Origin of the sequence: Novosphingobium sp. B 225 (assembly GCF_002198665.1) — a bacterium.
In the GTDB taxonomy this organism is placed as follows: Bacteria; Pseudomonadota; Alphaproteobacteria; order Sphingomonadales; family Sphingomonadaceae; genus Novosphingobium.
Map to the genome: position 1 here is coordinate 139,161 of NZ_MWLM01000003.1, position 11,753 is coordinate 150,913.

9 protein-coding genes are annotated in these 11,753 nt (G+C 66.2%); 4 read left to right on the forward strand and 5 right to left on the reverse strand.

Annotated elements, in window-relative coordinates; translation table 11 throughout:
- Positions 1-36 precede the first annotated feature (36 nt).
- Both MNBBLIKP_RS00850 and MNBBLIKP_RS00855 read left to right on the forward strand, forming a co-directional pair.
- Complete coding sequence (locus MNBBLIKP_RS00850) at positions 37-1,029, forward strand: class I SAM-dependent methyltransferase (protein WP_176399597.1); 993 nt, start codon at positions 37-39, stop codon at positions 1,027-1,029.
- Positions 1,011-2,750 (forward strand): ABC transporter ATP-binding protein, encoded by a 1,740-nt coding sequence (locus MNBBLIKP_RS00855; protein ID WP_140420495.1) that lies wholly within the window; start codon positions 1,011-1,013, stop codon positions 2,748-2,750. The genes MNBBLIKP_RS00850 and MNBBLIKP_RS00855 overlap by 19 nt, the downstream gene beginning before the upstream one ends.
- Here MNBBLIKP_RS00855 and MNBBLIKP_RS00860 read toward each other — a convergent pair.
- The 5 genes from MNBBLIKP_RS00860 to asnB form a co-directional block, all read right to left on the reverse strand.
- The gene (locus MNBBLIKP_RS00860) at positions 2,747-4,066 is read right to left on the reverse strand and encodes a sugar transferase (RefSeq protein ID WP_088306623.1); all 1,320 of its coding nucleotides are present in this window, start codon (positions 4,064-4,066) and stop codon (positions 2,747-2,749) included. The two genes, MNBBLIKP_RS00855 and MNBBLIKP_RS00860, sit on opposite strands and share 4 nt — an antisense overlap.
- On the reverse strand, positions 4,054-5,355 hold the full coding sequence (locus MNBBLIKP_RS00865) for a nucleotide sugar dehydrogenase (protein ID WP_254912868.1): 1,302 nt from the start codon (positions 5,353-5,355) through the stop codon (positions 4,054-4,056). The genes MNBBLIKP_RS00860 and MNBBLIKP_RS00865 overlap by 13 nt, the downstream gene beginning before the upstream one ends.
- 62 nt (positions 5,356-5,417) lie before the next feature.
- Positions 5,418-6,542 carry a glycosyltransferase family 4 protein gene (locus MNBBLIKP_RS00870; protein WP_088306625.1) on the reverse strand — a complete coding sequence of 375 codons (1,125 nt, stop codon included), beginning with the start codon at positions 6,540-6,542 and terminating at the stop codon, positions 5,418-5,420.
- Complete coding sequence (locus MNBBLIKP_RS00875) at positions 6,527-7,600, reverse strand: EpsG family protein (RefSeq protein WP_140420496.1); 1,074 nt, start codon at positions 7,598-7,600, stop codon at positions 6,527-6,529. The genes MNBBLIKP_RS00870 and MNBBLIKP_RS00875 overlap by 16 nt, the downstream gene beginning before the upstream one ends.
- Positions 7,594-9,540, reverse strand: coding sequence for an asparagine synthase (glutamine-hydrolyzing) (asnB, locus tag MNBBLIKP_RS00880; RefSeq protein WP_254912869.1), 1,947 nt, complete (start codon positions 9,538-9,540; stop codon positions 7,594-7,596). The genes MNBBLIKP_RS00875 and asnB overlap by 7 nt, the downstream gene beginning before the upstream one ends.
- A 116-nt stretch (positions 9,541-9,656) precedes the next feature.
- Here asnB and MNBBLIKP_RS00885 point away from each other — a divergent pair, with 116 nt between their 5' ends.
- Both MNBBLIKP_RS00885 and MNBBLIKP_RS00890 read left to right on the forward strand, forming a co-directional pair.
- A complete protein-coding gene (locus tag MNBBLIKP_RS00885) occupies positions 9,657-10,499 on the forward strand; it encodes an FkbM family methyltransferase (RefSeq protein ID WP_176399598.1) in 843 nt (280 codons plus the stop codon).
- A complete protein-coding gene (locus tag MNBBLIKP_RS00890; protein WP_140420497.1) occupies positions 10,496-11,572 on the forward strand; it encodes a glycosyltransferase in 1,077 nt (358 codons plus the stop codon). Before MNBBLIKP_RS00885 ends, MNBBLIKP_RS00890 begins: the two co-directional genes overlap by 4 nt.
- Positions 11,573-11,753: the final 181 nt, after the last annotated feature.

The following is an 11,753-nucleotide window of genomic DNA, read 5'->3' on the forward strand; positions in this document are numbered from 1 at the left end:
ATGCGCGCGGCCGATGCAGTGCTAACAGCGCAGCCCATGACCCCGCCTTCTCCCTCCTTCAACGCCGACTTTGCCGTCTTTCGCGATCCCGCCAGCGGGGCCGCGCTGCGTCATGATGGCGATGCACTGGTCGCACCCGATGGCACGCGCCATCCAATCGTTGCGGGTATTCCCCGGTTTGTGCCGCAGGGTAACTATGCCGATGATTTCGGGGCACAGTGGAACCGCTTTCCCCGCACCCAGCTGGATAGCCACACCGGCCTGCCGATCACTCGTGACCGACTGGCGCGCTGCCTTAATGGCGAGCTGGAAAGACTCGCGGGCAAGCGCGTGCTCGAAGCCGGGTCCGGGGCGGGCCGGTTCACCGAAGTGCTGCTGGCAGCGGGCGCTGAAGTCCACAGCTTCGACTTTTCGGGCGCGGTCACGGCCAATGCCGCCAACAATGGCCACAACGCTGCGCTCAGCCTGGCGCAAGGCGATATTCGCCAACCGCCCTATCCTGCGGCCAGCTATGACTATGTCGTGTGTCTTGGGGTGATCCAGCACACCCCCGACCCCGAACAGTCGATTGCCGCGCTGTGGCGGATGGTGAAGCCGGGCGGGCGGCTGGTGATCGATCATTACCGCTTCCGCTGGCGCTTTGCCCTGCCCACCCCGATTGGCGATGCGGCCAGCGTCTATCGCTGGGCGATCCTGCGTCTGCCGCCCGAACGCCGCGCTGGCATTGTGCAGCGAATCGTCGATTTCTGGTTTCCGGTCCACTGGCGCTGGAAAGACAGCCTGACCATGCAGCGGCTGATCCGGCGCTTTTCCCCGCTGCGGTTCTATTACCCGGATCTGCCGCTGAAAGACCGCGCGATGCATTACGAATGGTCGCTGCTCGACACGCATGACAGCACGACCGACTATTTCAAGCACCTGCGCGGCCCCGAAGCGATCCGCGCCACGTTGGAAAGCCTGGGGGCAGAGCAGATCAAGGTCGAAATCGGCGGCAACGGGGTCGAAGCCTGGTGCGTCAAACCGCTGTGAACATGCCCCGCGCGGTCCTGGCCCTGGCGCGCGATCTGCTGCGCTATGCCGGGGCGCGGCGTGCAATGCTGGCAGGCGCGTTGATGGCCGCGGGCGCCGTGGCCGAAGGGCTGAGTCTGGCGATGATCGTACCGCTGATCGCCGTGATCGGCGATCCCGCCGCCCCGCGCTGGCAGGGTCTGCTGGGGCCACTGTGCAATGGTCTTGGCCTGTGTGCGCCGCAGCAGCAACTGGGCGGCATGCTGGCATTGTTCGTGCTGGCCTTTGCCCTGCGCGCGCTGATTCTGGCCTGGCGCGATCTGGTGACGACCGCGCTGGAATCCGGCTTTGTCGAACATCGCCGCCTCGCGCTGGTCCGCGCGCTCGCCGCCTCGCAGTGGGAAACGCTGGCCGGGCTGCGCCACGCCCGGATTACTTATCTGCTCGCCGCCGAAGTCATCCGCCTTTCAGGCGCAGTGCGTAACCTGTCGACCGGCGTGGTCAGCGTTGTCATGCTGCTCGGGCAATGGGCACTGCTGGCGCTGATCGCCCCGCCGCTCGCCGCGCTGTTCGGTCTGGTCGCGCTGGCCGCGCTTGGGCTGGGTCTGCCCGCCTGGCGCCGCGCCGGGCAACTGGCAGAGGAAAACCGCGGCGGGCAAGTGACGTTCCTCAACCTCGCGCAGCAAATGCTTGGCGGGCTCAAGCTGGCGCTGGCGCAAGACCTTCAGCACGCATTTGTGGCCGAGATGGAGCAGGCATCCGGTGCGATCCTGCAGCGCAACCGCGCGCACGAACGGCGCATGGCCCGCGCCCGGGTGGGCAGTGCCTGCGCCGCCGCGCTGGGTCTGGCCGCGATGGCCTGGATCGGCGCGCGCCAGCAGGTCCCGCTCGCCGCGCTGGTCGCCGGGATTGCCGTATTCGTGCGGATGCTCAGCCCCGGTGGAGCGGTGCTGCGCGCGATCCGGCAACTGGCTCAGCAGGTTCCGGCCCATGGCGAATTGCTGGCGATGGAAGCGACCCTGGGCAAAGCTGCTGCGCCCACCCTGCCCGCGCCAGATGCGCCACCGCTGCGCGGAGAGGTGCGGTTTGACGCCTTGCATTTCGCCCGCCCCGATGGCGCGGTGCACTTCGAAGGGCTGGATCTGGCCCTGCCGCCCGGCAGCCGGGTGGGGATTGTCGGACCATCGGGCGCGGGCAAGACCACCTTTGTCGATTTGCTGTGCGGTCTGCTGACGCCCCAGGCCGGGCGGATCCTGATCGACGGGGAGGACATGCATGGTCCGGTCCTGCCGCGTTGGCGGGCCAGCATCGCCTATGTCGCGCAGGACAGTTTCCTGTTCAACGACAGCCTGCGCCGCAACCTGACCTGGGGCTTGCCGCAAGTGAGCGAGGCAGAGATCGCCCGGGCGCTCGAACTGGCCGAGGCCGACACAGTGGTTGCCGTGCTGCCGCAGGGGCTGGACGAAGTGGTGGGCGAGCGTGGCGTGCGGCTATCCGGCGGCGAGCGCCAACGCCTCGCGCTGGCCCGCGCCCTGATCCGCCGCCCGCGCGTGCTGATTCTGGACGAGGCAACCAATGCGCTCGACCTGCCAAGCGAAGCCCGGATCCTGGCCCGGCTGGCCGCGCTGGAATGGCAGCCGGCGCTGCTGATCGTCGCCCACCGGCCAGAGGCTCTGGCGGTCTGCACGCGGGAGCTGCGCTTTGAGGCCGGACGGCTGATGGAAGACCGACAGATCGGCTAACGCGAGCCAAACCCCGTCAGCATGGTCTTGATCGTGCGCAACAGGATCAGGACGTCGATCCACAGCGTGCAGCGGCTGATGTAGAAGAAATCATAATTGAGTTTCTTCAGCACCGAATCGAGATCGGCGACGTGGCCCTGACTGACCTGCGCCCAGCCGGAAATGCCTGGGCGGACGACATGGCGATAGCGATAGAACGGCAGCTCGCGTTCGTACCAGCGCGACAGTTCCTCCGCCTCGGGCCGGGGGCCGATCCAGCTCATTTCGCCGCGCAGCACGTTGAACACCTGCGGCAGTTCGTCGATCCGGGTCCGGCGCAGCCAGCGGCCCAGCCGGGTAACGCGCGGATCGCCTTTGCGGGTGATCGCGTGGTTCAGCCGGTCCTGCTCGGCCACCGGATCGGCCACGCGCATGGTGCGGAACTTCCATACCTGGAACGGCCTGCCACGATAGCCCACGCGCAGCTGGCGGAAAAATACCGGTCCTGGCGAATCGAGCCTGATGGCCAGAGCGACCGGCACGAACAGCACGAGCAGGATCGGCAGAACTGCCAATGCCACCAATGTATCGACCAGCCGCTTGACCGCAATGTAGGTCGCATTGGGTTCGAGCGCGCCATAGGCGTTTTCGGACAAGTGCTCGATCTGGACCTGCCCGGTCAGTGACTGGCGCAGCTGCTTGTAATGCAGCACCGACACCCCCTGCAGCGCGCATTCGGCCAGGAAGTTGAGCCATTCGGGCGGCAGATCGGAATCGAAATCGGCGGTGACCAATGAACTGTGCGGCGGCAATTCGGGCTGCTCCAGCCGGGTCCAGCCAACCGTGGCGATGCCGTAAAGGCTATCCACCCGGCCAAACGGCACCACCGCGATATCCAGCCGCTGGCGGCGCTGGAGCATGAAATAGACCAGATAGAACCACACCAGCGACAGCACGAAACTGCTGACCAGCAAGGGACGGCTATAACCCAGCCGGGTCAGGAACAACACCGTGAAAGCCGCCACGAAGTTCGAAAGGAACACCGGCAGGATGTAATAACTCGCCCGGATTCCCGGAAAGGAGGCGAGGTTGCGGTACATCCAGAATGACGCCGCAATTGCCGCAACCGAAGCCGCCAGCGACACGTAATAGACGTCGAGCCGCAAGAGCGCCGGTTCGACCGCCGCAGCGAACGCATAGGGCCCCGCCACCGCAACCAATAGCGCGCCGAGCAGCTGGAACAGCGGCCTGCCCCAGACCACGCCGTTCCGGCCGCGTGCGCCATTCGCTCCGGGTTCGCCCCGGCCCAGCGCGTCGATTGCCTTCAGATCCGCCAACGCCGCAGCCCTGCTTGGCCTTCCAGCGCGGGAAAGGCGTTCTTGAGATCGGCGAACACACCGCCAGGCTGCACCAGCGCTGCCAGTCGGGCCGGATCAAGCGCGCGATAGGCCGCGTGCGGCACGGCCAGCACCACCGCATCAAACGGCTGATCGGGCAGTGCAGCGAGCAGTTCCACGCCATGCTCATGCCGTGCCTCGGCCGGATCGGCGAGTGGATCGTGGACTTGCACTGCATGGCCCTGTGCAGACAGGCCAGCGATCAGATCGGCAACCTTGCTGTTGCGCAGGTCTGGCACGTTTTCCTTGAAAGTCAGTCCCAGCACCAACACCCGCGCCGCCGCAGGCAGCTCTGCCCCAAGGGCCTGCGCGACCCAATCGGCCATGCCATCATTGATCGAACGCCCGGCCAGAATCACGTCCGGACTATGCCCCAACCCCTGCGCGCAGTGGCTGAGGTAATAGGGATCGACCCCGATGCAGTGCCCGCCGACCAGACCCGGCTGGAATGGCAGGAAGTTCCACTTGGTCCCCGCCGCTTCCAGCACGTCCCAGATCGAAATTCCCAACTTGTGGGTGATCTGCGCCACTTCGTTGACGAAAGCGATGTTGATATCGCGCTGGGCATTTTCGATCACTTTGGCAGCTTCGGCTACCCGGATCGAGGCAGCGGGAAAAGCCCCGCCTGCGGTGACCCGGCCATAGAGATCGCACAGCCGCGCTGTAACCTCGGGATTTTCGCCTGCGACTACTTTGGTGATCCGGTCGACCGTATGTTCGCGATCACCGGGATTGATCCGTTCGGGCGAGTAACCCAGGAAAAAGTCACGACCCCGTTCCAGACCGGAAGCGGCAGCGATGATCGGGCCGCAGACATCCTCTGTGACCCCGGGATAGACAGTGCTTTCGAACACCACGACTGGACGGCGCGCGGGATCAAGCATCGCCCCAACCGTCGCGCTGGCGCGTTCGACCAGTGACAGGTCCGGGCGGTTCGCCGCGTCGACCGGGGTTGGCACGGTGACAATATAGACATCGGCTCCGTGGCAGGCCGACTGGTCATTTCCCAGCTGCAGCGCTCCGCCCGCCTGTGCGGCGAGCAGTTCGGCGGAAGCGACTTCATGGGTGCGGTCATGTCCATCGCGCAATTCGGCGATCCGCGCGGCGTCGGTATCGAATCCGCGCACGGCAAAATGCTGTGACAGCCGCAGCGCGAGCGGCAGGCCGACATAGCCCAGCCCCACGACCACGATAACCGGCTGATCCGGCGTAGCTCTATCGCTGGTCACGCACTTCTCCTGACAGTCCTTTGGTGCGCCCGGCGCCTTGATAGCCATTTGTCACTGCCGCGCTAGCCCTTGTGCGAAAAGGCACGGGCCAGTGCCTGACGATAGGCCGCGATCACTGCAGCTTCGGAAAAGTCGCGGATCACCCGCTCGCGTGCCGCACGGCCCATTTCTGCGCAAGCCGGCTCAGGCATGGCAAGCAGCTGTCCCATTTGCGCGGCCAGATCCGCCGCGTCGCGCACCTTGCACAGCAGCCCGGTGCGTCCGGACAGCACCACATCGCGGCACCCCGGCACATCGCTGGCAATCGCGGGCCGTTCCATGGCTGCTGCTTCAAGCAGCACCCGCGACAGACCTTCACGGTAACTGGGCAGGACCACACAGTGCGCCTGCGCGATGTGCGGACGCACATCTTCTGCCGCGCCCAGATATTCGACTACGCCTTCGGCCAGCCACTGATCCAGTTCGCTGCGGGAAATCGCGGTGCGGTTGTCAACATCCAGGAACCCAAGCAGCTGAAACCGCGCTTGCGGATGGGCCTGCCGCACGATCCGCGCCGCTTCCACGAATTCGCGCACGCCCTTGTCGCGGATCAGGCGCGCTACCAGCAGAAACCGGAAAGTACCATCTTCGGGACGCGTCCACGGGGCAGGATCGTAATGCGCCGGGTCGATCCCCGATCCGGGCAGCAGTGCGGTCTGCCCCGCGTCCACCAGAGCCCGTTCCAGGAACAGCGCCCGGTCATCCGCGTTCTGGAAGAATACGGTCGAACTGCCGCGCAGCCCCAGCCGGTACAGCGCCTCAGCCACGCGGGTCAGCCAGCTTTCACGGATGAACGCCGTACCCAGTCCCGATACATTGTTGATCCGTGCCACGCCCAGCAGCCGCGCTGCCAGGCTGCCATAGGTGTTGGGTTTGATCGTCCAGCCGAGATAGGCCGCGGGACGCTCACGCCGGATCAGGCGCAGATATCGCCACAGCAGCGCCAGGTCGCCCAGCACCGAAGTGCTGCCGCTGGTCATCGGCAAGACCGCCACCCGCGCACCCAGCGCGGACACTTTGTTCAGAGCGCCATCATCAGGCACGGCGGCCACCACATCATGCCCGTCAGCCACCAGCGCGCGGACCAGGGCGGCGCGGAAATTGACCACGTTCCAGGCGGCGTTGATCGAAATCAGCACTCTAGGCACACGCCGTCCTCAAACAGGAAGAACCGGTACGGCAGCCAATAGTCCACGTTCACCGCATAGTTGAGCCAGACGTAAAACGCCGCCGCATAGAGCGCCACCACGGCCACGGTCAGCACCCGTGCGGTGCGGTTATTGCCGGCCAGGGCATCGGGCAGACGGGCATAGACGAACAGCTGCAAGGGCAAGAGATACAGGCCCAACCGGTCGATCGCGGTCGACGTGGGGAAGATCAGCACCAGCGCGAAAGCGGCGACCCCGGCGCCGGCCATGATCGACCAGATCCAGCGCTCGGCATCCACCAGTTGAAAGCGGGGCCGCCAATAGAGCAGCGCCAGCCCCGGCAGCGCGGTCATCGCCAGCCGCACCAGTGCCCCGGACGAGGTCATCTCCTGATCGACATAATTGGTCACCAGCTGGCCCGAGCGCGCCGACAGCGCGGCAAAGGCCAGTGCCGCCGCCGCAGCCATCATCAGCAGCAACCGCAGGAACGGATGGACTGTCCCGATCAACACCGCAAAAGGCAGCATGATCAGCGCGGTTGAATGGAACAGCGAGGCTGCCAGAACCCAGCCGAGATAGCGCATCACCGACCCGTTTTTCAGCCCGACAAACGCCATCAGCAACAGCGACACCGCCATCCCCTGGCGGATGTAGCCCATGCCCATCACCACCACGAAATAGGGCACCGCCACGGCCAGGCACAACCAGGGGCGCGGCTGGGCGAGACAAAAGCGGACCAGCGTCAAACTGACCATCACGCCGCTTACCCCGGTTACCATCAGCATGCCGTACTGGCTTTGCGCCGCGATCCGGGTCAGCATACCGAAACCGGGATCGCCCAGCAGACCGAACTGGTTCCGGGTCCAATAAGCTGACTGGACCATTCGATCGTAATTGCCCCAGTCACCCCCGGTCTGCCACCTCAGGCCGATGATCACGATCAGTGCGATGGCGACCAGCATCCAGGCATAGGTCGGCCGGCCGCGGCCTATGCCGCCCGGCGGTTCCATCACGGCCAGTACTGCGGGAAAGGCAAACATCAGCCAATAGATCAGCATTTGGCCCCCCACCGCCGGGCCCAGGCCTGAAACATCAGAATGCCCCACAGCGATCCGGTCCAGTCATGGCTGCCGGCCACATGTTGATCCCAGCGCTGGCGGATCGCGGGCACATCAAACGGCGCCGTTTCGGCCAGCGCGGCAGGGGAGAGCAAGTCCTCTGCCCAATCGCGCAGCTCGCCGCGCAGCCAGGCCCCCACCGGCACGGCAAAGCCCGCCTTGGGGCGGTCGATCAGGGCATCGGGCACGTGGCGTGACAAGATCCGCCGCAGCAAATGCTTGCCGCGTCCGTCGCGCTTCTTGAACTGCAACGGCAAGCCCCAGGCCAGTTCGACTACCCGGTGATCAAGCAATGGCACCCGTACTTCAAGGCTGCTGGCCATCGATGCCCGATCGACTTTCACCAGAATATCATCGGTCAGATAACCGGCCATGTCCCACTGCATCATCGCTTCTTCGGGGCTTGCCCGCAGCGGCTCCATCGCATCAACCCGCGATGTCAGGCCCGGATCCGCCAGCAATGGCAGCGCGCCGTGCCATTCCTCGCTGCTCGCGCGATAGATTTCGCGCGTGGTCAACCCGCCGCGCAGCATCCGGGCGACCTTGCCCAGCTTCGCTCCCAGCATCGGCACCGGCCCGATCCGGTCCCAGCCCTGCGGCGGCACCAGCCCGATCGCGCCCGCCATCACCCGCCGCAGCGGCCGCGGCACTCGCCGCAGCGCATCCCAGACCCCGCGTGAAACGAGGTAGCGGTTGTAACCGCAAAACAGTTCGTCCCCCGCATCGCCCGACAGTGCCACCGTCACCCGCTGCCGCGCCAGGCGGCTGACCAGCAGGGTTGGCAACTGCGAGCTATCTGCGAAGGGTTCGTCGTAAACATCTGGCAGGGATGGAATTTCATCCCGCACCTGATCCGTCCCCAGATAGAGTTCGGTATGCTCCGTCCCCAGATGCGCGGCGACCGCGCGGGCGTGCGGGGCCTCGTCAAACCCGGCGTGGTCGAAGCCGATGGTGAAGCTTTTCACCCGCTCAGCCGAAACCCGGCACATCAGCGCAGTGATCAGCGAACTGTCGATCCCGCCAGACAGGAAAGCGCCCACCGGCACGTCAGCCAGGACCTGCTGCCCTACGGCATCGAGCAACAGCTCCTCTAGCGCCCGCTCCGCCTCGTGTTCATCAAGCGCCAACGGGGGCCGGGTGATGACCTGTTCGAGCGACCAGAACGCACGGGCCTGCCCCTGCCCCGTGCCCGCGTGGAGCGCATCGGGATCGAGCGAGATCACGTGCCCCGGCGGCACCTTGTACACGTCGCGCAGGATCGACCACGGCGCGGCGATGCAGTTGGACCGCAGGTAGAGCGACAGCGCGCCCGGATCGATCCCTTGCGCGAAACCGGGCACACTGCGCAGCGCCTTCAGTTCCGAGGCAAACAGCAGGCGTCCCTCGCTCCAGCCGTAATAGAGCGGCTTTTCCCCCAGCCGGTCGCGCGCCAGTTGCAAGGTGCGGTTGTGCCGGTCCCACAGCGCGATCGCGAAAGCGCCCACGCAGGCCTGCAGCGCCGCTTCCAGACCGCGCGCGGCGATCAGGGCCAGCAGCGTTTCCGTATCCGAATGCCCGCGCCAGCCTTGCGTGCCCGCTGCCTCCAGCTCGCGTCGCAGCGCTGGGTGGTTGTATATCTCGCCATTGAAGCTCAGCACATAGCGGCCGCAGCTGCTGTGCATCGGCTGCGCTCCAGCCTCTGACAGATCGACCACAGCGAGCCGCCGGTGGGCCAGTGCGATCCCGGCTTCAGGGTCAGTCCAGCATCCGGCGCTGTCGGGTCCGCGCCGCCATAGCGTGGCCGCCATGCCCTCGGCCATTGCGGTCAGCGCAGGCATCCGCCCGGCGCGCACCCACAATCCCGCCAATCCGCACATGCCCCGCCTTTCGCGCGCAACCATCGCGGGAAACGGCCCGCGCTGGCACGGGAGCTACAACAGCCAAGGCGCTGCGCATAGGGGGCGAGCAACGGAAAATGCGGCCCCTGGCGCATGTGTGCCCGAGATTGCCTGCCCCCATGGACAAGCCCCGCCTGCCCGCCTATCCGGCAAGCATGGCGGGGCTGGCCCAGATCAAGACGTTTATCCGCGATGCCTTGCCTGCGCGCTGGCAGGTGCCGATAAAGTATCGCTATCTGCGGGCACGCGGCGGGCTTGAGCCGGAACTGGCGCTGCTGCCCCTGCTGATCGGCCGCGGCCAACGTGCGTTGGATGTCGGGGCCAATTACGGCACCTATGCGCTGACCCTCGCCCGGCTTGGGGCCGTGGTTGACCTGTTTGAGCCCAACCCGGCAATTGCCAAAGTGCTGCGCGCCTGGGCGCGGCATCAGCCCAGCGTGACGGTTCACGGACTGGCCTTGTCTGACTGTTCGGGCACTGCCGAACTGGTGATTCCCGCCGACGCCGGGGGGACGGAACATGACAGTTCCGCCTCGATCGCCCCGGGATTTTCCGCCACAGGCCGCCGGGTGCAAGTGCCGATGGAGCCGCTCGACAGCCTTGAAATCACCGACGCCGCGCTGATCAAGATCGACGTCGAAGGCCACGAAGCCGCCGTACTCGCCGGAGCGCGCCAGACCATCGCCGCCAGTCAGCCCGCGCTGATCGTGGAGATCGAACAGCGCCACATCGCCCGCCCGATGGCCGAGGTGCTGGGCGAGATTGCAGCCTTGGGTTATCGCGGCTGCTTCCTGTGCGACGGCGTGCTGCTGCCGCTGGAGCGGTTTGACCCGGTATTGCATCAAAGTGCGGCGCGTTTTGCCGGTCAATCAGGTACCTATTGCAACAACTTCATCTTCGTTGCGACCAGCCGGATCGCTCAGGGGCAGTACCGCGCGCTGCTGGATCGGATCGCGGCGTGAAGGTACTGGTGGTCACCCCGCGCTATGCCATCTCGGGCGTTCCACTCGCCCAGGCCCGCTTCGCCGCTGCCCTGGCCGAGGAAGGGCACGAGGTAACCTTCATGGTCGGGCGCTGCGATCCCGACCTGACCATCCCGCAGGCCCCCGGCGTCCGCGTGATCGAACCCGGTTCGGCGCAAGTGCGGAACATGTTCGGTCCGCTGTGGCGCTATTTCCGGCGGGAGCGGCCCGAAGTGGTCTTTTCTGCCGAGGATCACCTCAACTGCATGGTCCTCGCCGCCGCGCTGCTGGCCGGATCGCGGGCAAAGATCAGCGGATCGTCGCGGGTGACGCCGTTCGACACCTATTCCAGCACGCCTTTCACCAAGCGCTGGGTGCTGAAACAGGCGATGCGCCTGTTAGCGCCAAGGGCAGATGCGCTGACCTGCGTTTCGCAGGACATGGTGGCGCAGTACCGCACCCTGTTCCCCAACATGGGCCACACCCACGTTTACAACATCGTCGATCAGCCCGCCGCCCGCGCGCGGATGGCCGAGCCGGTGGACGAACACTGGTTCAGCGACGGCCTGCCCCCCCCGATTATCGCGGCGGGTTCGCTCGCCCCGTGGAAGGGCTTTGCCGACCTGATCCGGGCCATAGCGCTGGTCCCCGATGCCCGCCTGCTGATCCTGGGCGAAGGCCCCCTGCGCGCCGAGCTGGAAGCGCTGGTGGCGCAGCTGGGCCTGCAGGACCGGGTCCGCCTGCCCGGCCGGATCGACAACCCGCTGCGCTACTTCGCCCGCGCCCGGATTTCCGCACTGTCGAGCCATGTTGAAGGCATGCCCAACGTGCTGGTCGAAGCGATGATGTGCGGCTGCACCCCGGTCGCCACCGATTGCCCGACGGGACCGCGCGAGCTGCTGCAGGGCGGCCGTTATGGCTATCTAGCCAAAGTTGGCGATCCGGCCAGCATTGCCGATGCCCTGCGCGCCGCCCTCGCCCGTCCGATCGCACCCGAAGTGCTGGCCGAGGCCGTCCAGCCGTTTGAGCAAAGCCGCGTGATCGCCCGGCATTTCGAGCTACTGGGGCTCTGACCCCGGTGCGGATCGGCCTTAACGCCACCTGCTTCAGCGAGCGCCCGTCCGGGGCCAACCAGCGCTTTCGCCACCTTTATGGCGCGCTGATCCGGCGCAATCCGGACTGGCAGTTCATCGTCTACGAACCGCAGGACGTCCGCGTCGCCCGGTGGTTCGCCCCCTGCCCCAATGTCGAGGC